This is a genomic window from Serratia sp. 121840015-1 (assembly GCF_053627655.1).
This window is the reverse complement of sequence record NZ_JBSEYF010000004.1, coordinates 360,689-384,010: the sequence shown is the minus strand read 5'-3', so window position 1 is coordinate 384,010 and position 23,322 is coordinate 360,689. Positions and strand designations below refer to the sequence as shown.

The window sequence follows — 23,322 nt, the reverse complement described above, 5'->3', positions numbered from 1 at the left end:
ATTAATGCATGCAGGAACTATATAAAGAGTAGGTCTCAGCTTATCGTCATAGTCCCCCAGTTGAGATGTACCTGGGAAGCAGAGTTATTGAAGTGTAATACATTTCGATAAGAAGAAAGACTACTAATCGCGAATTTTGCAACAACACGCCCCTTTATTAATTTAATTGTCATCGAGAAAGGCCAAATTAACTTGGCCCAAAGGCGTATTTTTCTCTTCACCGTATGAGGAGAAAAATTATTAATACGGATATAGGATTCCAATATATCGATATCTCTTTATTTCTTATTGCGAATGACTAAAACGGACTGTGTATCAGTGTCTAAGATTGTCGAAAATGTCTCCGGTGCCTTTTTATCACAATCAAGCATGTGTCGTGAAGATTCGGCGTACTCAGATAAAAATGGAGTTTTAGGATTTGTGTAACCACTAGTCTTTCTCGCCTTTTCCAATTTTGTCAATGAGTTACAAGGATGCTCTAATCCTTTAATTATTTTATGCCTATGTGATAAATTGGAAAAAATGAAAGGTGCCATCTTATAAACGAAACACGAGATTGGAAAGTCATACATAAGATCATATTGACAATGATATTTTTTTATTAATGGATTCTCTTTTGTGACAACCCCTTGTAACATCGTTTCTGTGATGAAATCCTTAGATTTTTTTACATCTATCTTTATCAGCTTGTTTCCTCGCTTGATATAATATTCGATATCCAATATGGAAACTGAGACATCTTCGACTAATGAACAGCCCCCAATTAATGCTTCCTTCAGAGTTTGATCTTTCCCATTACAAAGACGTACTGACACTCTTCCTTTGGGATCTTTGATTATTCCTTTTGCATAAGCCTCATAAATATTCTTTCCAGTAACGGATTCAATAGCGGCAGAAGTTGCTGCATCTTGGACGGCCAGTGACGGGATAAAATAAAAAGGATCGGCGAAGGAAGAATAAGCATTCAATCCCCCAGAAAACAGCATACAAAGAACATAACATAGTATTCTACTGAAAACGAACATAGGCTCACTCCTTGAAGATCTGTATGAATAAACAGGGAATTCAATTCTACTTCCGCCGCCCATCCCTGTCAATGAATGAAAACTATTATCATTAACGGTGGATTATGCCGTGTGGTGAAGTTTGGGAAAAAACGGAGCGGGAACGCTTTTAAGCGGTTATTAGACACAACAATCAACATACAAAACAGTAAGTTATTGCATCAAGACTAGGAATCGTTAGTTATTCTATTATGTATCACTCACAATACATTAAATGACAGTCATTATCTGTAGTCACTCCTATTTATTGGTAATGATTTATCGTCAGATAATGCCCAATGACTTTGCCGTGCAGTTCAACCGATTTTGAGAACGACAACAACTTACAGCCAAGCCCTGCCAGGTGCTGTCTCCGATTCAGGTTATGCAACTCAATTCGCGGCGTGTTACGCTTGCTGATAACGTGAAATTTTCCCTTCAGGCGCGACTCATACAGCGGCCATCAATCCTTCACCCATACCATCACTTCAAATGGCTACAACGGCCTCAGAAGTCGCTCTGTCGAGTATATCACCAGTCAGGAACGGACGGGCATTGAAGCGCATCCGCCACAAGTCCTGCGCGGCTCCCCGGGCAACACCCGCATGCTGATAGACTCCCTGGCATTCGAGCACCGGTACACCTCCGGGATGCTGTCGTTTGTGCTATCTCCACGCCGACCATCACGAGCTGCACTTCTTCACGCCTCGCGAGGAGCTGAGCACTGGCAAGAGCCTGAACATTCGGCCGCCGGGGGAGATGGCCAAACAGACCTTCGATGGCCTGCGCAGCGAAATAAGCGCGAAATACGGCCTCAGCGCCCCCAAAGACCTGTCAAGGGTAAAAGACGTGGCTACGTGTAGTGACGCCTGACCACATCCAGAGAATTGCCGCAGAAGACCGTAAGAGGTTATCGGGTCGCGCAGGGGAACTTCCCTCCTGCGCAACCCGATAACCCCAACTATAGCATTACGGCCTGCTAATCTTTTCTCACATTATGTAAATGATAACTACTATCATCCATTGACAGTCCATAGATAAGCGCGTAACTTTCTTTATTGCTGTATGCATATACAGTACTTATTATTGAAATCAAGAAGGAGTTTAACGATGGCTAAATCAGGATTGGCAGACAGTGACGGCCTTGAATGGAAAAAAATGCTTGAGCTTGGGTATGAATGGAACGGTGAGTCGTGGGGCTGGCCGACAACGGGCGTCGATACGCCGCCCGGCATAGGAGATACGGAACCAGGGATGACTGTTTGGCCTTCAGGGAGTACTCCCCCAAGCGGTTACACCAACCTCAACGGATATGGCACCAACTACGTCGCCGGACGTCCTGACTCATTGGGGGTTGCGGCCAATGCCAAAAAGGCAGCGCAGTTCGAACAGGATCTAATGTTCTTTCAGAACGTGGAATCCGACGCGTCACAGAAACTCGAGGCAGCGCGTCAGCGCATGCGAGTCCTCAGCGATGAGGCCAGCCGCTTAACCGGTGCGGATAAGCTCAGGAAGGAAGCAGAGCAGGCAGTTGCCTCGGTGGATGAAATGGCGCAGGAAATTACGCTTGATGAAGCCAAAGCCAACAAACTGAATGCCGACTTTGAAGTCTCTTTCGCCCGCTGGCGGGAGAATCCGCGTGATGTTCGTCTCGATGGCGACCGGCAGAAACGGCTGATGGACGAGCGTGACGCACTGCGGAACGGTATTCCGGTGAAACAGAGTGAAAAAGACCTGCGCGTGGCCCGCCTCAACAAGCTGATGGCGGACGTTGCGGCGCTGGATGCGGGGCAGGATGTACGAGAGGTGAATGCCGCGCGTGAACTGGAAGACGTTCGCAATCAGGCTAACGCCCTGGAGCAAGAGCGGCAGCGTCTGGAGGGGGAGGTCAGTAGCAAAAACGCCCAAGCCGCCCATGAGCGAGAAGAAGAAGCCAGGAATCTGGCGCTGAAGGAAAAAATTGTTACGCCTGGCGATGCGTTGAGTCTGGAGCAACGCAAGTGGGAAGAAGACCGATGGAACGACGCGCAGAGAAACAAGGCGGAAGCCGAACGGCTCTCGGGAGAAGCGGCAGCCAGTCAGGGCGCACTGAATGATGTGAATCGCCGGTTGGGCGAAGCACGGAGTCAGGAAAGTCAGAAACAGCAACAGCTGAACGATGTTCAGGCGCAAATCGCGGCGGAAAAGGCCGAAGCGGCTCGACGTCAGGAAGAGCAACGTCAGCGTGAAGAGGCTGCCCGTAAAGCCAGGGAAGAAGCTGAGAAATTAGCTCGAGAGGCAAAAGAAAGGGAGGAGAAAGAAATACAAGATGCTGTTAAATTTACTGCGGATTTTTATAAGGAAGTTTTCAAGGTTTACGGAGAAAAAGCTGAAAAGCTTGCTAAATTATTAGCAGATCAGGCTAAAGGAAAAAACGTTCGCAATGTAAACGATGCGCTGAAAGCCTATGATAAATACAAGGCAAACATTAACAAAAAAATCAATAAGAAAGATCGCGAAGCTATTGCAAAAGCTTTGGAATCGGTTGACGTTAAGCAAGCGGCTAGGAATATAAGTAAATTTGGTAAAGGGTTAGGCTATACTAGCCTTGCTATCGATGCTGCAGAATGGGCCGGAGCTTTAAAAGAGGCAATAGAAACTGATAACTGGCGCCCGTTTTTTGTCAAAACAGAAGCTATTGCGGCAGGCATGGCCGCCTCTGCGGTTACGGGTTTTGCGTTTAGTATTATCCTAGGAGGACCAGTAGGGCTATTGGGCTATAGTCTAATAATGGCAGGAGTTGGTGCGTTAATAGATGATGATGCAATGGAACAAGTGAATAAATTTATCGGCATTTGAGTTGTAATTATAGAAAAGGCTGCTTACTTGCTAAGTAGCCTTTTCATAAAAATAACAAAAACAAATATCGTTATTATTGGCATTGATAATAAAAAAACAGTTCCATAGTAAATCGCCAGTCCGCCCATTTTCCCAGGCGTATCCATAAACAAACCTCTATTCCAAAATTCTTTTGTCGTGAAGGTCAATATAAAACTTTCCACTATCCATTTTGAAACGGGATAAAACACCAATCCAAAAATGCTCACCGATAATAATATATATTTATAATTAAATTCACCTCCCCAAGACAAGTAAAAAAAACATAAAAACATAAAGCATCCAAAAGGCATATTTCGGATATAGTATTTCTTATTCATTTACCCTCCACGGAGCTAGCTATTTAAATTGAACGTCAATGCAATCACCAGAAGTATCCTTTCGCTCTATTAAAGTAGTAAACGCCATTCCATCTCCATTAAACACAAAGTGTGGGTTGATATAATAAAACTCTTTTCTGAGGGTCTTTGCAATAATTTTGCTAGTTTCTAGTTCGGGGTGTTACGCCGGAACCCCAAGTAGGGGGCAGTTTGGCCATCATGGATGCCACACTCCAGGGCGTAAAAAACTGCCCACGGTGTCTATCACCAAGTTCCAGATTCATGAAAGCCATGCCAAAAAATCACAAGGTTTAGCGGCCAGTGCTATTCGTACCAGAGCAAGTAAGTGCGCCAGGCGTTCGACATCCTCACGTTCATACCCTTTGATGAGCGACATGTACTGCTTCTCCAGCGCGTCGTCCGGACAAAAGCGGTTGTGCATTGCTATCGCGCCGCACTGAACAAAGTCAGAAAAGACCTTGTACCGGTGATGGTAGCGTGCCGTTTGGCCAAAGAGGCCGATGAATTGGTTTTGTGCTTCAGTAAACGTCAGCATGGTGAACTCCATTAATAAGGGAGTTCACTCGCCGAGGGAGAACTCCCCCACGGGAAAAAAAGGCCACCGGGATACCGGTGGCCATAGGTTAGTGCTTCAGCAAAAAACGGTGATTAGCCAGCTGCTGCATTCGGTGACAAGGGAATAGAATCCTTGTCGGCGTAGGTCAGGTGGATCACCTCACCTGTCCCACCTTCAGCCGCTATTCGTCCACCATCAACATGCTCACCACGGTCGTAGCGATCGTAGCCGCTGCGTTCCGCATCGGACATATACCAGGCATGCTCCACCTGGCAGCTGAACAATTCCGACACTCTCCCGATAACCTCGCCGGCCGGCGGGTACCACGGAGAATCAAAGTGCACTGTCAACGTGTTAATGCCATCCCGTACGCAGCCGACATTATGGCCTGCCGGCCATTCGACGCCGTACTGTCGACCATAGAGCTCGACAGTGGTCGGCACATCACGCAGCAGTCCACCAGAGCCATTCAGTTCGGTCGCCAGACGCGTCGGGATCAGCATCAGCATATCGCACGGTGCGGTATATTCAGGCATCATCCCCAAACGTTCCCAGCAGATGCCGGCATCGATATCAGGGCTAACCCCCACCAGACCGAACCAGTCCGCATACTGGCGCGACAGTACATCCGCCATATGCGCCTTCGCGACGTTGGGGATGTTCTCCCATTTCACCGCATCGATACCCGACTGGCGGTAGAGTCGCTCTATCAGGCGAATGTTCTCGCCCGTTAACGGTACATCTGCCTTCAGCAACCCAAACCAGTGTTCAAAGGCCAGATTCTGAGGCGATGCAATCCCCGGTTGCGTTAACAGTGCCGGGTAAGGCACGTAAACACCGGGTTTTATCGTCGCCGGCTTCAGTATGCCGGCACACCCGGCCAGGAACAGCCGGCAGCTTTGTTGAACCGCATGACGGTAGTCAGGAATCACATGGCCATTGACCCATTGCTGCAGTTCATCCACAAAAACGGATTGGCCAGTGATCACTAAACGGTTATTGCACCAGTTCGACATGGTCGTTCTCCTCTTCTTACAAGAAAAAAGAGGGAGCTTTCCCCAGCGGGGGAAAGTCTCCCCCGTTGGGTTAGGTGTTACCTCATGATGGCCAGGACGCTGCTCCTGTCCTTAGTGGGCGTGCTCGCACTAGTGAGCCCGGTATACCTGATGTTCGTCGCCATTAGCGACCAATCCCAGCTGTACCAATATTCCGCGCTCCCTCGAGCCCGGACGTCGGCTACCATCGGCGATACTCGCCAGAATGTAATGGATCAGGCCCTCGACATTCTCAAGCTGAACAGCGGCGCCACAGGTCTGCTGAAGCTTCAGCATGTAGGCCAGCTCGCGGGCAATCTCAGGATCAACGGTTATCTGCAGCCCCTTGTTGGTGGCTTTAGTCATTGGTTATCTCCTGTTCTGTTTCACCGATCACGCCCAGCTCTTCCACCTGGCGCAGATACGGTGATGATGAGGTAAAGGGATTGGCGCCGAGGCGTACCAGGTGGTATTTATCCACCAGGTTGTTGATCGCCTCAAACGGCCGTACTCCCGCTTCCTGTAAAGCCATCACGCACTCCGCCTCACACAGATCGGTATCGTTTAACGCCAGGCCAAAATATTTGGCCAGTAACCTGCCGGCAATGGTCTGCCAGTAACGTTGTTCAATCGTCATCACCAGACTCCTCATGCCGCAACGGCTGGATCGGTTGTCACCGGGTCCGCCAGAGGCTTCAGCAAAAATTCTGATGCCTCACGGGCCTGTTTGGCCGCACGAAACAGCGCGCGCTTATCTTCACGCAACACCCTGAGCCAGTGCTCAAGGTAGCTGTCGTGCTGGATGTCACCAAAGACGCCAAGCTGCGCGCACATAAAGGCGCTGCCCAGCTCGGCCACCAGTTCCTCGAACGCATACACCGGGTCGCCGAACCGACGGGAGGAAGACGTGATGCCCTCACGGTTGAGCCGTGTTGCATGACCGGTGCTGTGCACCAGTTCATGCAACAACGTCGACCAGTAATCCGCCTCAGTCCGAAATTGCTGAGCCTGTGGCAGGACAATCTGGTCCCGGAGCGGGGAGTAAAACGCCCTGTCCTGGTAAACCTGTTCAATCCGAACGCCGCAGGCCTCAACGAGGGTGTTAACCTGAGCCTGCGTTTTCGCATCAACCGACGCATCACCCTCATCCGTCTCGGTTACCGGCATAACGCCGACAACGGTTTCCGGGAGGTTGTTGCATTGGGCAACGTTAAACAGGTACAGCGGCTTCAGCATAGGTATTCGCGTTTTCAGCGGTTTCCCCTCTTCGTCAAACAGCTGCCGGCCATCAGCGTCCTCCACCTGCTTATCCCAGGGTTTGAATACCACGGCCAGGGTTGCCGTCTCGCCGGCACGTACATGGCCACCGACGGCTTCCGCCTGCTTATAAGTCAGCCAGCGATTGGAGTGAAAACCGCGTTCTTCCGCAGCTATCCACAACAGCAGCACATTTACGCTGCTGTAGTGGTAACCCGTCGTTCCGTTCTGCGGCATGACAGACCCGGTATAAATCCGGTTCCGGTCAGTCCGCCAGGGCTTGCGCCAGGGTAAGGTGCCACGCTCGATGGCGCCGATGATGTTGTCCGTGACCTGTTGGTACAGGTCTGGTCGTTCGCGACGGGCTTTTGCTGGCCGGCGTGATGGTGATGTTTTCTTCATGGAATGCTCCTCAATGAAAAAGGCGCATTCCTCCCCTGGCGGCGAAGAATACGCCCCAGGGGACAGGAAAAGTGGTTAGAGCGCGGGGTAACGCAGCGCCCCTTTCGGATTCACTGTGTCAACACGCTGTTTAAGCCGTTCGAACAGAGCCAGGTAATCGTCTCGATCGGCGGGTTTTGCCCGTTTGCAATCGGTATGACAGGCCGTGGCCAGCAGGTTGATGGCGCGCTCACGCCAGTGTTTAAACTCATCCTGGCTGACGCAGACCGAGTAATGGACCTCGGCCAGCTGCAGCATGCACGCGGTCACCCGGCGATAATCGGCGACACACACCCAGTTAACCGTGGCAACGTGCATATAGACCGTTTCGGGTAACAGATGTATCCAGAGCTCATGGCCTTGCGACAGTATTCGTTCGATACAACTGTCGTTCAGCACCAGCTCCTCGCCAAAGTCGTCGCCGCCGGCAAGATGCCGGGACGTTTCATACCAGGCCTCATCCTTGTCAGGATGACACCCGTCGGCATACGCCAGGTGTTTGATACGGCCGGTGGCGTTTCGTTCGCCCACGGCCGGCATCAGATAGACGCCATTATCCTTGGCCAACACCAACGCACACTGATTGGCGCGGACTTCAGCCACGACGGCGCGCAGCTCTGCAGGGTTAAAATGCAACATGATAAGTCTCCTGAGTTGCGGAGACGGACTTCCCCGGGAGGGAAAGCCCCTCCAGGGAAATGAAACGTTATGGTCAGTGGGTGGTATTACCACGAAGCCCGGAAGTAAAGGTGGTCCCGACTGAAATCAAAACCGGCAAGAACGTTGTTAACGTACGCCTTCAGTAAATCGACCTGCGTCCAGTAAATACCGTCGTAGTCACGAGATTCAGAAGGAAACTCTTCATGGCAGTTCGCTTCATTCAGCCGCGACAGACACAAATCCAGCATCTGGACGTCGTTGCGGTCGAACGCCATCAGTTCACCGCTTGTGACGTCCCCGACACTGTTTTCCACCCAATACATCAACGCAGTAAACCCGCGAAAATGACAGGTGTGAACCAGCAGCGGCGGATGGTAGTGGTTACACGTTTTGTGGTTGTATCTTCGCGGCGCCTGCGCACAATCACCGCCGTCCTCCAGCCACGCTGGTGAACACGGCACCCAGTCACCGATGGGTGTCCAGTCGCCGTTTACCGGCAACATCGGATAGTCAGCCTTACGCTGACGGAAAAAGTTGATATCAAGCCCCATGGGTCACTCCTCTTGGTATACGGACAGGAGCTCCCCTGCAGGGAAGCCCTGCCGGGTGAATCAAAAAATCGCGACTATGCCGCCGAATGCGCCTGATTCAGACGCACCGCCAGCACTTCATCCATGCCGACAATAGCGCGCCAGCGACAAAGCAATTCATCGGGATCATCGTTATGACTGTTATACCCTTCCAAATGGTAAAGAATGGAGTCATCAGCCAGTGCCGCCTCATCCACTTCACCCGGAGCAAGAAGTTCCGGGCGTTTAAGGTGGTGGCGCAACCAGAGTAGTGGCAACTCCCATCCTGGATTTTTGGAAAGTCTGGAGTCGTTCCGCTCTATCCGTACAGAGCCAGGGCACAGGTTATGAATCAGTATCAGAACCAGTCGGTGAAAAAAATCAGGGCGCTGAAAGAACCCCACACGTTCTTCGACGTAAGGCATCGGTTGCATCGGGATATTTTCCTCTGCTCCCGGTGATACACGTAGACCGGCCGTTTCGAAGATCATGCCATCAAACAGCTGACCGGCTTCCGTGATACCTTCTGGCCGGGCCTCTTCAGGCAACAACCAGAACACCTCGGTCACCGCCAGGGTGAAATCAATCCACGCGTCCTGGGATGGTGATGCGACAAAATAAACGTTCATACTCACGATAAATCCTCCGGTAACAAAAAATTGGGGGGATTTATCCCCCGGACGGGAATAAATCCCCGTCAGGGTGTGTGTCTGTCAGGCGGCCGTACCGATCACCAAACCTCGAGCTCGCCAATCGCAATGTCGGCTTCGACATCGCGCTTGCCTTGCTCCACGGCCTGAGCCCAATATGACGCGTGAATATCTTTGCTCAGAGTATCCAGGCGAGCCATAAGCGCTTGCCCGTTAGCGGAAAGTGTCGATATATAGCCGTACTGCATGACGAGCAGGAAACCACCAAAGGCCTCACCCGCATTGATAACGGCATTTTCCACATCATTCAGCTCAGTGGAATTTTCACGTTCAAGACCCAGTCCCAGACGCTGGCAAGCCCGGATACTCATGAGCTTGCCTTCAACCAGGCAAAGGAAATGAAACGCATCAAGCGCGGTTTTCACGTCAAGTACGTTGGGTAACGGGGTATGCATCGATAAATCCTCCATAAAATGCCGAGGGATTTATCCCCATAACGGGTGTAAATCCCCGTCAGGGTATTAAGTGGGTAAACCGACCGCTCTAAAAGCGGTAACGCAGTCTGGCCAAATGCTCAGCATGTTGGCTGGCGAGTCGGTAAGCTTTTCTGCGCTCGGTATGCTTGCAAGACAGCACAACGTGGGTGCTTGCGTAGGTATATTCGCCTTTGTACCAACCTTTGCGCAGCGTCAGTAACGCGCTGACCGAACCCTCATCACTGCAGATAACATGCGCGCGAACGGCAAAATTACCTGCTGCATTGACGTACCAGTCAGTAAAACGCGGCGGCGCCATGCAAAAAGGTATTCGCTGGACAGCCGATTTGACACGGTGCAGGGTTGAGAAGAAATCAGGAACAACTGAAGAAGTAAAAACAGACATGGTGTTTCTCCTGTAAAAAAGGGAACACCGCTCCCAGGGGAAAGGTGTTTCCCCGGGGGATCAGATTGCAGCAACCGCAGTCGTTATGACATCGGTCAATACCTTCATCACCGTTAAGTGATCCCTGTTCTCAAAGGTTAAACAGGGTTACCGCCACTGGGGCTTCCTCTTTCAGGCTACGAGGATATTCGCAGTCGCCCGAAGGCGTTTCTCACAGACCGCTGAAACTTTGGTTGGCACTCACCCGAAGGCGCTTCTCACAGAGTGCTGAAGCATTGGCTGGTTGTCCGAAGACAACGAGTAAGCATGTTTATTTTCCGAGCAAATCGCTGATCTGTCAAGAGGCCATGCGCACCTGTTTTTGGAATAATATTTCCTGATATCCTAATAACGTAACGTCTCAGTACCATTATGATTTTGAGGTCGCAGCCCTGTGAGAGCTGCGACCGTTATGTACGAACCATCATATTCACGTATACAGTTGAGAAAATTTTAAATTAATAAAACCACGCGCACTTAAAGAAATTAATCCGTTACTCCACATCACCTTTGAAATAGACTTGCTTAATATAACGACCTCGGCCATCCCCATGTCCCAAATCCATCGATACCAATGCCTCCGCTTCTACACGACTCATTCCATTTTTAACATGATGAGTCACCGCATCGCGTGAATAAGCGTATCGCAAACTATGGGGAGCATCTTTCCCTGTCATTCCTGCTTCACGAACAATATTTCGATAACGTTCTATTGCTGTATGCAATGAAGGTTTATCAATCAATTTTCCATTGTGGTCATCACAATGCTTTATTGCAGCATCTAAAATAGATAAAACCTTCTCACGATTAAAAATAGTTGTATCGCGAGGGCGACCTCCTTTCGTACCAAAAATAACTCGTACACGCTCGTCGCCATTAATTAAAGCCTGCCGCCATGTTTTTAATGACTTTGCTGACTGAACAGTTTCTTCCGTTCGCAAACCTACATAGCGAGACAACTGAACACCCAATGCTACCCCTGCATCTTTTTTTAAGACGTGATTTATGACAGCAGTTAACTTCTCATCCGAAATAGGAGCTTTTGTTCCATCACGGTTAGCACCTGAAATCCCTAAAGCCTGGTTGCTCAATTTCTCATGGTTGGGATCGGCCAGTTTATTTCGCCCAGCAGCGGACATGACTGAACGCACGACTGCCATCTCGTTTTGCAATGTGCGAAGCGATATGTTCTCAGCCTGCCGGCTACGAATGTACTTTTCGATATGGGTCGTTTTAATGTGTTTTACATCCCTGATTTGAATATTCAACTTTGCCAGACGTTCAGAAAAACGGTCTGCAATTCTGGAACGGTCAGCAACGGTTTTAAAACTCCCTCGTCCCTGACGAGCTAGCGTGACAAGTTGTTTTCCCAGCTGTTTACCGAATCTGGACATCTTAATACCTCCAATGGGATACACGTCCTTCTGCTTTTAAAGAAGCAGACGGATCTGTACCTCAGTAATTTCAACCCCGACGACACGGTTGCTTTTGCGCTTCCTGCGTCTCGACTGGTATCTGTGCATCGGGGCGGCGAAATGTTGAGTTCTTGCGAGGCACCCCAGATCTCTGATCTGTTTGCTGCTTATGCAGAGCTGACTTTCGTCAAGCTGCCTCCAACACTACTGTTCGTAGTGTCGCCATCGATACCGAGTCGATTTCCTCCTTTTTAGATAGTGAAACGTTCAAAACGGATTTCCCGTCGTAATTACGTTGAAGTGAATGAGTGTTTAAGACCGTACTGACACGGACTACATGTTGGTCAGATGGTAGTAAAACGTTGAAAGCCACGTCGTGCGTGGGTTGAGACGTTATGCGCTACGCGCGTCACTTGGTAGTGTCTTCGCCACTTCACAAGTGACGCGCGCTCCTCTGCTCCTAATGAGACTCACGTAAGCGGCCAAATGTACCCAATGGCCTTATACGTGCGTTCAAAAGTCGCATCGTTAGCAACTCGTCATAAAAGATAAGAGAATCAAACCGTTGAAGCGTAGAACATCGCCATAGCGAGCTCTATAGCTGAAAAACGTAATACATACGTTATTGGTGAAAGGAACCGTACCAGGACTGGCGCGGTTGAGTCGCAAATGAACCTTCATCACTGCCGTGATCTCCGTTCTCAAAGGGTAAACGGAGGTACCGCCACATGGGCATCCTCTTCCAGGCTACGAGGATATTGTGACCACCCGAAGGCGTTTCTCACAGGTCACATGAAACATTGGATGGCACTCACCCGAAGGCGTCTCTCACAGAGCGCTGAGACATTGGATGGTCGTCCGAAGACGACGATACAACTCGAGTAGGGTAAGCGATCCTATCGAATCCCGTCAATCACTTGACTTGATTTCGTTCGCTGGTTACGGTGTATTACACTACATAAAATTGCATTACACAAAAAAGAAAATAACATGAAAGTACCTTCATCCTTTCGTTTCCCTGAACGATTAATGAATAGTTTAAAGGCTCGTACAGAGTCACGAAATAAATCGCTGACTGAACATGTTCAGACTGTCCTGGAAGCAAGCTTGGACAACGAAGACTTTGAGAAGAAACATTACTTTGAACTTATGGAGAATCCAGATAAAAGCATTTCCGACATTTACATAAAACTCTTCAGTACAATAAACACACAGGCAACGCGCTTAAGCCTGTCTGAGCTAAAGTTCATTATACACCACTGCCATCAGGCCTATCTCTTTCACAGTCATGCTGTTAGTAATGATTATATCAAGGTAATTATTGACATATCATTAGACCTGGTTACTGTTTCAGCACGTGAAAATATTACCTTTGATAAACATTATGTCTACCGTTGTTTTGACCTATCAGATGAAAACCTAGATGAAACTATCAGCAGTATAAAATCAGTTATTAATAAATGCATCGATGGCACCTACGCCGAATATTTAACCCGCCCATTGGAAAGTGGAGCATTTAACTTTGCGCAGTACCCAAAAGAAACTATAGATTTAATATTTACCAAAGCAAGATTACAAAAATTATTCCCTCTTGTTACACGCGGAATCATTCAAAAAAACAAAGAGAAATGGAGGGTAAAAGAACTTGCTCAAAACATCCCTTCGCATAGAGTGGATTTTTGCGTCGATGATTTAAATTTTTCTATAGTTTGCCATGGCAGCGAACTAAGATATGATGACCCTGCATCCGTTTTCTTGGTTATCGAAGGAAAGCACTTTATCAAGCCATACTCATTAAAGCACCTACTTGCGATCATTCGCTTAATAAACCGGGACGAATTAGACGCTTTTTCCAGATCGTATAATGACTCTGATAAAGTAACCATCTGGCCACCGCACTCCACTGATAATAACGGAACGATAGACATAGATTCACTCAGGTTAATATACGTATCAGAACTCTATAATGAATTTAAAGAGAAGTTTCTGAAGGCCATCGGGGACGAAAAAATGTCAGTTATAATTAACGCAATGAAGATAATGCATGGGGATATTTGACCTTGCTATTTAGGGCGCAGTCAGCGCCCTTACTTTTATCGATATACGCACCTTTAATTTTAGTATATAAGTACATTTAGTTACCCCACTGCCGATAAGTGATCTCGACGCATCTCACTGTCAGTTTTAGAGCGCTGTATTTTTCCTGCAAAGCATATAGAACCATTGATGAATAGATTGATAAAAATGCATAAAGAGTATCCATCCAGATTATTAATATAAACGAATCATTTTTCCAAAAAGAGTCTATTCGTAGAGTTGGTGTAAAGAATTTTATCATCAAAATTATTTTTTATGTTGGAGATAAAAACCAACGCAGCACCATGATCTCCTCCTTCTATTTTAAATATTTTCTCTAGTTCGCTCTCAAAATAGTTCATCCTCCCTTTAGCAGGATCCACAACTTGAAACCACCCATCTTTATAACCTGTATACACAATGAAATGCCCTCCGTTTGTACTGGTTTTCAAGATGGCTGGTGATTTTAATCTTTTTAACTCATTCAGTTTGATTTTTAATCCAACCGTTACAATATTAAATGTGTTAGCGGTTTTCTTCAAATCCCCCAACGAATATTCAGGCTTTAAACCAATAAAGAAAAATAGATTTTTCTCCGAAGTGCTTTTGTCATAGTACTTATTCAGAACAAAAGCCAATGATGCAATTCCGCATGAATTGTCAAACAGTTGTCTTTCTATATTCTTTGTCTTTGCTTCAGAAAAGTACTCCTTCACTTTATCTCGAGGCCTTTCAATGGCAAAAGCCTCACTATACAATCCTAATACTAGAGAAAAACCCAATATAAACACGAATCTTTTTTCATTCATATGTATCCTTTAAACAATTTAACAACTAACCAATAAACCACCTAACTAAGCAAACAGTTAAAAATGCAGGTATAATTGAATATATTGCGTTTAACCACTTATATTTACCACTCAAAATTTTAAATAAAAAAAACCACATGACATAAATAAAAACGATATAAATAAAGTTCATGATAGCCCCTTTAATGACAAGCCGTACATCTTTGTTTCATTAACTTATTCCATGAAGCAGGATCGTCCACAGCTTTCTGCATTGCTTCTTTGTAGCGGCCTCCACTAAGACCAGGCATATTTTTAAAATGACTATCACCCCAGTTAGGATCATTCAAAATTTTGTTTAAATCCGCTTGAGACGGAACAGAATCTAGAGCAGGCCCAACCTTATTTTTATTTTTCCCTAGATATTCACCAGCCAAGCCACCAAATAACAATCCACCAGCTTCAGTGAGTAAAAATTTATCAGCCATTAATGGGGCGCCGCCCACAGCGCCAATACCTGCGCCAACAGCCGCTGCAGCTAGTGCTTCATTGAATTTCACTTCATTTCCAGCTCCAATTGTTTGCGCTAGATAAGCGCTTAAGTTTACAGTGGCTCCTTGAGCTGCTGCCCATAAGATAGGTACAAGTACAACCGGAATGGCTTTTCCTTTCGTACTATTCAACTCCGCATCAGTCATAACTTGATAAGGTTTATATTCAAGATCATCGATCTTTTGTACAGTTGAAGCTGTGGAATTAAAGTTTAGTAGACATAATGAAAGAATTAAATATTTAAAAGTTTTCATTCTTATTTCCATAATTATACCCTCCATGAAAAGTCGATAGAAAATGTGTTTGAATCCATGCCACCTAGTTCATGATCGATGCTAAAATCAGCAGTAAAATCCTTCCAGCTATTGAAGGTGATGCCGGTTATTAATGAACTAGCTGTATCCCAAGATGGAGAGTGAGGCTTCTTTTTTTTCATGCTGTAAATATCTTTAGAGGCACCAAACTTAATGTCTATATCATTATTTAAAGCAACACTTATAATTCCTGTAGTTGAGAAATAGCGGTATTTAACATCATCTTTCCTATTAGATATACCATCGATATATGAAGGATATAAAGTAAGCACAACGGGATCCAAAATCCAACTAAAAGAGGATGATAATGTGTAATTATTAAGGCTACCAGCCTTAAACCCCGTACCAGCGCTCACCACTGTAAGTGGATAAAAATTCTCTATCCGATATGAAACCCCAAAGTTATAGTTGTCAACACTATGTTTGTTTTCAGTGTTAAGCTTAAATTGCTCGTCGGTAGTGTCTTTTTTCGTGTATTTTCCAATAACTGTTCCACGAAGTGATAAATTATTGCTAACGCCATATTGAAAAGAAGTATATCAGGAAAGTTGCTTTGTATTAGTGGTAATTATAGAGACGGAGTTGTCTATAAAAAAAGAACCTAATGAGGTGATGTTTAGTGAGTACTGCGGTGATGTGTTAGTTTTAGTATTTTCATAAATTGAAATGCCAGAACTTATTGTCCACTTATTTTCCTCTGGTAGGAAGTCTTCAACTTTGTAGATACCTCCTGCACCAACGACAAGATTAGGTATATTTTCTGCATAAGCAAGCTTTGTGACAAAGCACAATGCTAACATTGTAAAAGGAGCTAGTTTTTGCTTCATATCTGAACAACGTCCATTGTTGATAATGATTATCGTTATCTTTGTGTGGATTTTGCCATATACATACAGATTGTCAATAAGTGAAAGCAAAGGTTTCTTAACGATACGATTTGACAGCCTAAGTTAAGGCAAAGAACAAGAGACACACCGCACAGCTCTAAGCTGTGGGTGTGTCCGACAGATCCTTAAACCAAGAAAAATAGTTTAAAATTATATAGTTATTATTATATCGTTCGTTTTAGTTCCATCCCCCCCCCCGAACACAAAAAAGCCTAGCTGCTTACGGCCTGATGAGCCAAGTAGTCATTGATTATTATTTAAGCTACAATTGAAGTCTGGTTATCATCTGGCTAAAAAGTGAAAATGTGATGATGAACAAAACAAGACAGTACCACGCCTATCGGCGTGGGGTACGTATGGCAAGCCTGTGGAAACGTCTTCAAGATACGATTTTGAAATGGGACTCGTTCTGGCTGACAAAGGCTCGTAATTACAACCTACCAGCTTGGTTAGGCCATATGCCTGTCGCCGTCGCATTACTGGGATCACTCACCATTATGTTGGTAGGTGGCGCGATCATTACGGGCGCTCTGCTTTTCATCTGGGCGATCGCGTTCATATTACAGAGTATTGCCTCTCAAGCTTTTGATGACAGCGATTCCAATAAGCAGGCAACCTCAGAGTATAGAAACGGAGATCAGGGCTTTGGATTATATTCTGGCCCTGATAGTTTGATTACGTCACATAGAATGGATAATGAAGAAGACTAAGGAGATGAAGATACATCTCCTTAAATAGGAACGACTATAATTTGACAGTTTTTTTCAAAGTATCTACCGCATCCCCACCTGTGCTTTCAGCCTTCTTAGAGCCGGTGCTGATAGCATTACCAATTGCTTGACCCACACTTACTCCAGCCCAAGACAGCGCTCCTAACCATAAGGCTGGTAGGACAATAAACATACAGCCCATCACCAGATTCATAATCAGGTCATCGGCACTATTCTGGAACCCGGCCACATTCCAGCGGCTGTGCGAGTCCGAACTGTACAATGCCTCCAGTAACCAGCTGTCCAGCCAGCGCGCCAGTTCCCACCAGAATGTCAGGAAATTCAGCGCAAACACCACGAACGTCACCGTAATCACCGTCTTGTACTCGTAGGCAGCGAACGCCAGGATAAGCGGCACCATGATGTAGACGGCCATCAGCAGCACCGCCTGCACCATCGGCAGTGCCTGACGCATCGCATCAAATGCCGGGTACGCCGCCAGGCTCCCCAGCGCGGTTCCGCCCAGCGACGCGAGCCGGTTAACCGAGTTGTCCAGGGTAAAGTCTGCATTGCCTCCGTAACCGGCATAAGCGCGTCCGCCCTGGGAGACCGTCAGGTTATCCGGACTGACCAGGCGGCGCACCACCGCCTCTTTATAGTCCGCATCAGGTTGCCCCATCATCTTCAGCGCGGCAGACATCCGCAGCATGACGCCCGGATCGACCTGTTTCACCACGCGGGCTTCCAGCCCCGTTTCGCCAGATGACCACCACTCGCTGCAGGTTGGATATCCCCCTCGTCCAGTGTTTGGCTGGCCGCTGTCCCGCCCCTCATTCCAGGGGAAACTGGTACGCGGAGTTTTGGACTGCAGGTTGTTGTAGTACCCGCCGTTCAGGAAGGTTTTCGACCCCAGCCACTCGATGTCACGCAGGGTGGCTTTGTCCGTCGTCTGGCCCTGGTCGCGGTTCTGCCAAGTATATAATGCCAGCGCGTAGCAGTCGTTGGTGAAGTCCTGCAGTTCCTTCGCCAGCGCCGGGTTGTTGACCCGACTGTGTTGGACTTCAAAACGGACCTGCCGCAGATCTGGCCTGCACGGAATGGTGGCTACGGCCGCCGACGTGATCCCCTTCGACAGCTTATGCATCAATAACCACCACACCGGCACCTTCGCCGTCTGGCCATTCAGGCTCGACATGATGTTGGCGTAGCCCGTTTCATCCGGCTTCTTCGGCGTCCAGGTGCCACAGGTCGCCGCCCGGCTGCTGTCGTACTTGATGGTGTCGAGGCTGACATTCATCAGCGGCAGGCAGCAGGCTAGCATCACAAAAAATGCCCCGTAGAGCAGGTTTTCGATGCGTGGCAGAGACAGCATCCCTTTGTTGCCCTCATCCTCCCCTTCCTCACGCACCCTCAGCCAGATGGCCACTACCTTGAATAGCAACGGCAGCACAAACAGCCCCGTACTGACCAGCAGCTCCCACAGGCCATTGTTAATCAGCCAGCCAAGCAACGTCAGGAAATACTCCAGATAGCTATTGGTCATCATAACGACAGCCCTCCACCAAAGAGGCTGTATTCACAGGCCAGGGAAAATACCGCGCAGGCGATGGCCATGCGTTTGAGGGGTTGCCGGTATTCTGGTTTGCAGCCCGGCGCATGCCAGACTTTCCAGAACCCCCAGGCCAGCGCCGCGTAAAGCGCCAGGCGCCAGCTCAGCCAGCCATAACGGGTGCTGTGCACCCAGTCACGCAGCGCGGCACTCTCTCCCGGGTGATTGACACCCCAGTGAGCCATGCCCAGCGCGACTATCATCGCTATCACCAGCATGCCCAACATCTGCAGAACACGCTTTGCCCGCAGACCAAACCGGCGCCTCCTGGTAGGCGTCACCGCTTTTTTCTCTGTTCCGGTCATTGATTCATCCTCACAATTACTGGTCGCTTTCCGGCACGGCCAGCTGGTTGAATTTAGTATCCGGGCTGTCAACCGACTGACGCTGCGGGTTGGTTTCCGCCCGGTTGTTCTCCCTGTCGATGATGGTCAGCACCGCGTTACGCGCAATCTCACGCTTCATCTCCATCTCGTTCTTGAGCGCCGTGATCTCACGATCCAGCGCCTCGATACGCCGATCGCCTTCTTCAATCGCGACTTTCTGCGCAGAGGCGTTCGGCTCAGACATCCCAGTGGTGATCATGCGCCGCATGATAAAGGCTGTTTCGATGGTATCCGCCATCGCCAGTTCACTGGCCAGACGCCCAACCAGAGCGGCATTATCCGGATCGCGCTGCAGTGCCTTGATAACGCCGGCGGTCACTGCCAGACTGCCCGTTTTGAGTTTGGCCAGGTTGCCCGCGGTGGGTTTTTCTGCCCCGTTGACCAGTCTGGCCAACTGTTCGTTATTCGCCTTGGTTGCCTCTTCCAGCATCGGCGCAAAACCTGTACCGGCTACGGTGCTGCCTGGCTGTTCGGTCCCTTCGCCACTGGTGCATTGCGCTGCGTCCTTGCAGGTGCGCAGCGAGGTGTCGCCCAACACCTTCACCACAGCGGCTGCCGCTTCTTCACTGCTGGCATATTTGGTACAGGCTCCGCCGGTACAGCTGCTGCCGAATACGTTGGAGGTACTGGTGACCGGCAACGCATTCATCATGTTGTAGCCGGCTGCAGCCAGATCGTGCGTCGGTTTGATGGCCGGCTGACCGGCGCCGCCGCGCTTCTGTCCACCGATCCAGGTCTGGCCGGATTGTCCGGTCACTTTCTCGGTGGCGTTCATCGATCGGATCGCATCCGCATCCCCGTTGTTGACCAGGCTTTTGGCCTCCTCCATCGCCGCCGCCTGGCTCCAGCCGCCGGTATCCACCATATCCATCATCCGTTTGGAGAGGTTCTGGCAATTGAGCTGGGCTTTGTCGAATGCCACGTTGGCCTGCAATACCCCGTTTGTCAGCATTTCATACAAGCCAGGGTTAGCACGCTGGATAGCCATCGCCGGCAGACTGGCTACCGCACCGGTAGCACCCTGAATAACGTTACCCATCAGGCTCTTGAACCCGTCCGTCACGCCATTGAGCTGGTTACCGATGGTGCTCTTCAGGTCGAAGTTGCCGCACATCAAATCCGAGCTCCAGCCCAGGTTCATCCCCAGGCGCTGCATATTGCCACGCGTCGCCGGCTGCGATATCACCGAGCCTCCGCCCAGGGAATAGAACAGCTTGTCCGAGACCGCGCCGCTGGCGTTCTTCCCGTAACCGATATTGCTGTCATTCACCTGGGGCAGTGAAATACCAAACAGGGTGCCGTTATCGTCATTGTCGTCAGCGTGTGCGCTCACACCGGCCATCGCCAGGCTGCCGGCAATCAGCAGAGACAGCAGGCTGCGCCGTCCCCAGAGAGATTTATTCATCGTGTTTTTCATCATTTATGCCTCAGAAATCTGTGCTGTAGAGGAAACGCTGCCCGCGGCGCTGGCAGCAGCTGTAGGGTTGCCACAGGGCAAAGGCAGCGTTCGCATCCGCAGCCGGCGTATGGTCACCGTCCGGGAATACCGCGCAGGACTGGCTGAGCTGCGGCGCAAGGCGTTGCCATTTGTGGTTGCTGGTTCCGGTATTTTCCTGAACTGCACCTGGTGGCCAGTACCCTTCCGAGCGCTGGCCCATCAGGGGCTGGTAGACGTGCGGCTGACCAGAGCGAGTGATGATGTCCGCCACACGCTGTGCCACCAGAGCACCCGCCTTGTCGTCATCGACCTGGGTCACAAATCCCGAACGGGGATAGACGTTGCCCCACATATTCGCGGCCGCCTGACTGCCGACCTCACGCTGACCAGGCACCAATGCTTCGGGATAGAGGGATTCCGGCATACCAGTACGCCATGCCAGGCTGTCCAGCGTACTGAGGAAATACGGCACGAAGGGGGTCGCGGCACTGCGGCACGAATAGCCGGCAATGCTGCCGCCAATCAGGGTCGTCGCCGGATGACCAATGGCATCGGCATACTTGAAGTGAAGGTTGGTTTTACGCTGCCCGGGGGTTTTCAGCTCATTGTTGCCACCGCCGGCTGCAACGCCGCCCAGTGCGCTGGTGATACTGCTCTCGAGTCCGCCGGCGGCCTGACTGACCATCGACATCTCACACCACGGGTTGCCTCCCGGAGTGTTATACGCCGACACCACCGCCTCCGGGATGAAATGGCTAACTTTGACCGAAGTTCGGACAGTGCAGCCGCCCCAACTGCAGAACAACCAGTAGCAGATACCGCTGACGCGCCAGCTGATGCAGGACTGCGACACCGCACTGGCAACAATCTGTGCGCTGTTGAGCGCGGCATTCGCCGCCGGCACGCCGGCCGCAGACAGCATCATGGCTACACCGAGGGATTTAAGGGTCAGCCGGGGTTGTCCGGAAGACGCCAACTGCAAGGGAAATCGTTGCATGTCACTGGCCCTCCAGTGACTTCGCGCGCAACGCGGTGGCCCGGGCGATATCAGCGGTGCCATACACCACATCCCGATCGTCAAACACGACCGCGGGGACTTTTTTGACGCCCAGTTCCCAGGTGCGCACCACCGCACGGTAAACCGTCTCCAGCTCCTGTTCATGCGCCTGCCATTGTGGTGACTGAAGTACGGCTTGCGCCTGCCGCTGCGCTTCATCCGGGTTCGACGACAGTGCGCCGAAGAGCTGCGTCTGCAACTGCTCCGGACCGTCAAGATAAATCACGGTCACGGAAGCATCATTATTCGTCGGAGGATGGTGGGAATCGGTATACAGTACCGTGCCGGCAAGCACCGATGCCGGCATCAGCAGAGGAAACAACGTCAGCAACGTGTTGATTTTCATGGCGTGCACTCCTGCGTGGATAGAATCCACACAGGGTGCTATGGAGCGCTCAGAAAGACAGCAAAGAAGTCTTTATTGGATTGCGATAATTTTACTACGCTAACGCTGAATCTATGCTGCAAGAATTTATGCAATTGAGTAGACCTTGTTATATGATTTTGGTCGACGGTATGACAAATCGCTTATGAGGGTATAAATGGATATTTCACTGCTTACAGGGCAACGGACTAACGCCTGGTCAGCAACCATGATTAATCTGGAAGCTCGAAAACTCATTAATACCGCGAATACCGTTGCGTCTCACCATCTTCAGGATGGGCTCACAAAAATCAAGTTCATGGAAGATATTAAATCCTTCATATCACAGCAATTTTATCTTGCTCGTCAGGCAAAATCTGAAGAGGAAGGAATTTCCTATTTAAAGAACTTAAGAGCAGAAAATGAAAATCTTCTCGAGCAAGATCGCTTACTCAGAACAAAAGCCGCCAAACTGTATGCAAAGGTAGAATTTATCAAGGAAAACAACAACGTCGTGGGTTATGCCATCACGGCAGTTAACGTCGTCTTGGCCGGTCTGGAAGTTGTAGGTGGATTTGCAATAGCAGCGACAGGAACCCCTATCGGCGTCATGGCGGGAGTAATACTTATCGCTGATGGCTTCAATACGCTTTCGCGAGAATTCGATCAGCAAGTACAAAGTAAACCTGATTCTGAAGGGATCCTCGCTAATGGTGTCATGGCAACCGCTGAGTTTATGGGATTCAGCCGAGATAGTGGTCTCGGTGCTTTTAAAGCAGTAACCCTCACAGCTAACGCTTACAGCATATTCGGATTACTCAGAAGACCTGGAACATGGCGGCTGTTCCACTATCTACCGACTGATTTTTATCGCAAGGTCGAAACCATGAACAGACCTATGTTGACAATGAAAATAGTAGGCTATGGACTTAAGGCAAAAGTTGTATTCGATTTAATGACAACGACAACAGACTCAGCTCATTGAGCCCGTTTTCTGAAACGCCAGGATTTATATGCCAAGCCAGCCGGAACAGTTAACCAACCGATGGCTAAAACGAATAAACCGGCAAACACACCAGATAATGCGCTGTCAACAGACCCCAGAATCAGCGCTATCAAACACACCAAAACAACCCCAAACGTCACCCAGACATTGATCAAGAACCGCTTCGCTAGGTCTGAAACAATGACATCTACAGTTGAACCATAATTGGCACTGTTATTTCGGAGCTTCTGTATATCTTTCGTCGTAAAACCTGACTTCGATAATGCTTCTTCAGTTATCGCCACGTCATCTCCTCCTGTAATAGCGAATAGTATACCGCTATCCGGATAAAAAAAAACCGGCCAGAAGGCCGGTGATCTAGTGAAAACATA

General features: G+C 49.1%; 28 protein-coding genes and 1 pseudogene. 5 read left to right on the top strand and 24 right to left on the bottom strand.

The features are described from left to right. Positions 1–278: 278 nt before the first annotated feature. On the bottom strand, positions 279–1,025 hold the full coding sequence (locus tag ACUXAC_RS20020; protein WP_342186907.1) for a hypothetical protein: 747 nt from the start codon (positions 1,023–1,025) through the stop codon (positions 279–281). Between the two features lie 283 nt (positions 1,026–1,308). Next, a pseudogene (locus ACUXAC_RS20015) lies at positions 1,309–1,536 on the bottom strand (IS1 family transposase); the annotation flags it as partial. Between the two features lie 167 nt (positions 1,537–1,703). Between ACUXAC_RS20015 and ACUXAC_RS20010 the strand changes: the two are divergent. Both ACUXAC_RS20010 and ACUXAC_RS20005 read left to right on the top strand, forming a co-directional pair. Continuing rightward, on the top strand, positions 1,704–1,916 hold the full coding sequence (locus tag ACUXAC_RS20010) for a hypothetical protein (protein WP_342186908.1): 213 nt from the start codon (positions 1,704–1,706) through the stop codon (positions 1,914–1,916). Positions 1,917–2,153: 237 nt separating this feature from the next. Continuing rightward, positions 2,154–3,881, top strand: a complete 1,728-nt coding sequence (locus ACUXAC_RS20005) for a colicin-like pore-forming protein (RefSeq protein ID WP_342186909.1) — start codon at positions 2,154–2,156, stop codon at positions 3,879–3,881. Positions 3,882–3,904: 23 nt separating this feature from the next. Here ACUXAC_RS20005 and ACUXAC_RS20000 read toward each other — a convergent pair whose 3' ends face one another. The 12 genes from ACUXAC_RS20000 to ACUXAC_RS19945 all read right to left on the bottom strand — a co-directional run bounded on the left by ACUXAC_RS20000 (position 3,905) and on the right by ACUXAC_RS19945 (position 11,743). Further along, entirely contained in the window at positions 3,905–4,240 is a 336-nt protein-coding gene (locus ACUXAC_RS20000; protein ID WP_454266851.1) for a colicin E1 family microcin immunity protein, read from the bottom strand. A 280-nt stretch (positions 4,241–4,520) separates the two neighbouring features. Further along, positions 4,521–4,796, bottom strand: coding sequence for a hypothetical protein (locus tag ACUXAC_RS19995; protein ID WP_342186910.1), 276 nt, complete (start codon positions 4,794–4,796; stop codon positions 4,521–4,523). Positions 4,797–4,909: 113 nt separating this feature from the next. Next, positions 4,910–5,833, bottom strand: a complete 924-nt coding sequence (locus ACUXAC_RS19990; RefSeq protein WP_342186911.1) for a DUF1281 domain-containing protein — start codon at positions 5,831–5,833, stop codon at positions 4,910–4,912. Positions 5,834–5,962: 129 nt separating this feature from the next. Further along, positions 5,963–6,217, bottom strand: coding sequence for a hypothetical protein (locus tag ACUXAC_RS19985; protein ID WP_342186912.1), 255 nt, complete (start codon positions 6,215–6,217; stop codon positions 5,963–5,965). Then, on the bottom strand, positions 6,210–6,488 hold the full coding sequence (locus ACUXAC_RS19980) for a TA system toxin CbtA family protein (RefSeq protein WP_342186913.1): 279 nt from the start codon (positions 6,486–6,488) through the stop codon (positions 6,210–6,212). Before ACUXAC_RS19980 ends, ACUXAC_RS19985 begins: the two co-directional genes overlap by 8 nt. 11 nt (positions 6,489–6,499) lie before the next feature. Next, entirely contained in the window at positions 6,500–7,510 is a 1,011-nt protein-coding gene (locus tag ACUXAC_RS19975; protein WP_342186914.1) for an ArdC family protein, read from the bottom strand. 75 nt (positions 7,511–7,585) lie between these two features. After that, a complete protein-coding gene (locus ACUXAC_RS19970; protein ID WP_342186915.1) occupies positions 7,586–8,188 on the bottom strand; it encodes a DUF3085 domain-containing protein in 603 nt (200 codons plus the stop codon). A gap of 86 nt (positions 8,189–8,274) precedes the next feature. After that, on the bottom strand, positions 8,275–8,760 hold the full coding sequence (locus tag ACUXAC_RS19965) for a hypothetical protein (RefSeq protein WP_342186916.1): 486 nt from the start codon (positions 8,758–8,760) through the stop codon (positions 8,275–8,277). Between the two features lie 74 nt (positions 8,761–8,834). Continuing rightward, positions 8,835–9,413, bottom strand: a complete 579-nt coding sequence (locus ACUXAC_RS19960; RefSeq protein ID WP_342186917.1) for a hypothetical protein — start codon at positions 9,411–9,413, stop codon at positions 8,835–8,837. A 95-nt stretch (positions 9,414–9,508) separates the two neighbouring features. Further along, the gene (locus ACUXAC_RS19955; protein WP_342186918.1) at positions 9,509–9,883 is read right to left on the bottom strand and encodes a hypothetical protein; all 375 of its coding nucleotides are present in this window, start codon (positions 9,881–9,883) and stop codon (positions 9,509–9,511) included. Positions 9,884–9,971: 88 nt separating this feature from the next. After that, positions 9,972–10,310 carry a hypothetical protein gene (locus ACUXAC_RS19950; protein WP_342186919.1) on the bottom strand — a complete coding sequence of 113 codons (339 nt, stop codon included), beginning with the start codon at positions 10,308–10,310 and terminating at the stop codon, positions 9,972–9,974. 533 nt (positions 10,311–10,843) lie between these two features. Further along, on the bottom strand, positions 10,844–11,743 hold the full coding sequence (locus ACUXAC_RS19945) for an integrase domain-containing protein (RefSeq protein ID WP_342186921.1): 900 nt from the start codon (positions 11,741–11,743) through the stop codon (positions 10,844–10,846). 1,011 nt (positions 11,744–12,754) lie between these two features. On the opposite strand from ACUXAC_RS19945, the gene ACUXAC_RS19940 reads away from it, so the two are divergent. Next, positions 12,755–13,822: a hypothetical protein gene (locus tag ACUXAC_RS19940; protein ID WP_342186922.1), complete on the top strand. Its 1,068-nt coding sequence runs from the start codon at positions 12,755–12,757 to the stop codon at positions 13,820–13,822. A 227-nt stretch (positions 13,823–14,049) separates the two neighbouring features. On the opposite strand, the gene ACUXAC_RS19935 is transcribed toward ACUXAC_RS19940, so the two are convergent. From ACUXAC_RS19935 to ACUXAC_RS19920, 4 genes are all read right to left on the bottom strand, one after another. Further along, the gene (locus tag ACUXAC_RS19935; protein WP_342186923.1) at positions 14,050–14,649 is read right to left on the bottom strand and encodes a C39 family peptidase; all 600 of its coding nucleotides are present in this window, start codon (positions 14,647–14,649) and stop codon (positions 14,050–14,052) included. A 182-nt stretch (positions 14,650–14,831) separates the two neighbouring features. Further along, complete coding sequence (locus ACUXAC_RS19930; RefSeq protein ID WP_342186924.1) at positions 14,832–15,434, bottom strand: hypothetical protein; 603 nt, start codon at positions 15,432–15,434, stop codon at positions 14,832–14,834. Between the two features lie 14 nt (positions 15,435–15,448). After that, positions 15,449–15,766 carry a hypothetical protein gene (locus ACUXAC_RS19925; RefSeq protein WP_342186925.1) on the bottom strand — a complete coding sequence of 106 codons (318 nt, stop codon included), beginning with the start codon at positions 15,764–15,766 and terminating at the stop codon, positions 15,449–15,451. Positions 15,767–16,033: 267 nt separating this feature from the next. After that, positions 16,034–16,321 carry a hypothetical protein gene (locus tag ACUXAC_RS19920; protein ID WP_342186926.1) on the bottom strand — a complete coding sequence of 96 codons (288 nt, stop codon included), beginning with the start codon at positions 16,319–16,321 and terminating at the stop codon, positions 16,034–16,036. Between the two features lie 368 nt (positions 16,322–16,689). Between ACUXAC_RS19920 and ACUXAC_RS19915 the strand changes: the two genes are divergently transcribed. Next, positions 16,690–17,091: a hypothetical protein gene (locus ACUXAC_RS19915; protein WP_342186927.1), complete on the top strand. Its 402-nt coding sequence runs from the start codon at positions 16,690–16,692 to the stop codon at positions 17,089–17,091. A gap of 34 nt (positions 17,092–17,125) precedes the next feature. On the opposite strand, the gene ACUXAC_RS19910 is transcribed toward ACUXAC_RS19915, so the two are convergent. From ACUXAC_RS19910 to ACUXAC_RS19890, 5 genes are read right to left on the bottom strand one after another with little or no spacing between them, the layout of a single operon-like run. After that, the gene (locus ACUXAC_RS19910; RefSeq protein WP_454266850.1) at positions 17,126–18,637 is read right to left on the bottom strand and encodes a conjugal transfer protein TraG N-terminal domain-containing protein; all 1,512 of its coding nucleotides are present in this window, start codon (positions 18,635–18,637) and stop codon (positions 17,126–17,128) included. Continuing rightward, on the bottom strand, positions 18,634–19,005 hold the full coding sequence (locus ACUXAC_RS19905) for a hypothetical protein (protein ID WP_089181306.1): 372 nt from the start codon (positions 19,003–19,005) through the stop codon (positions 18,634–18,636). Before ACUXAC_RS19905 ends, ACUXAC_RS19910 begins: the two co-directional genes overlap by 4 nt. Before the next feature lie 16 nt (positions 19,006–19,021). After that, positions 19,022–20,503: an integrating conjugative element protein gene (locus ACUXAC_RS19900; protein WP_454266853.1), complete on the bottom strand. Its 1,482-nt coding sequence runs from the start codon at positions 20,501–20,503 to the stop codon at positions 19,022–19,024. Between the two features lie 10 nt (positions 20,504–20,513). Continuing rightward, entirely contained in the window at positions 20,514–21,521 is a 1,008-nt protein-coding gene (locus tag ACUXAC_RS19895) for a TIGR03756 family integrating conjugative element protein (protein WP_454266849.1), read from the bottom strand. A gap of 1 nt (position 21,522) precedes the next feature. Beyond that, positions 21,523–21,927 (bottom strand): TIGR03757 family integrating conjugative element protein, encoded by a 405-nt coding sequence (locus tag ACUXAC_RS19890; RefSeq protein ID WP_454266847.1) that lies wholly within the window; start codon positions 21,925–21,927, stop codon positions 21,523–21,525. A 196-nt stretch (positions 21,928–22,123) separates the two neighbouring features. Here ACUXAC_RS19890 and ACUXAC_RS19885 point away from each other — a divergent pair, with 196 nt between their 5' ends. Then, entirely contained in the window at positions 22,124–22,930 is an 807-nt protein-coding gene (locus tag ACUXAC_RS19885) for a DUF4225 domain-containing protein (protein WP_180547777.1), read from the top strand. Here the strand turns inward: ACUXAC_RS19885 and ACUXAC_RS19880 are convergent. After that, positions 22,924–23,235 (bottom strand): hypothetical protein, encoded by a 312-nt coding sequence (locus tag ACUXAC_RS19880; RefSeq protein ID WP_157800472.1) that lies wholly within the window; start codon positions 23,233–23,235, stop codon positions 22,924–22,926. The two genes, ACUXAC_RS19885 and ACUXAC_RS19880, sit on opposite strands and share 7 nt — an antisense overlap. Between the last annotated feature and the right edge of the window lie 87 nt (positions 23,236–23,322).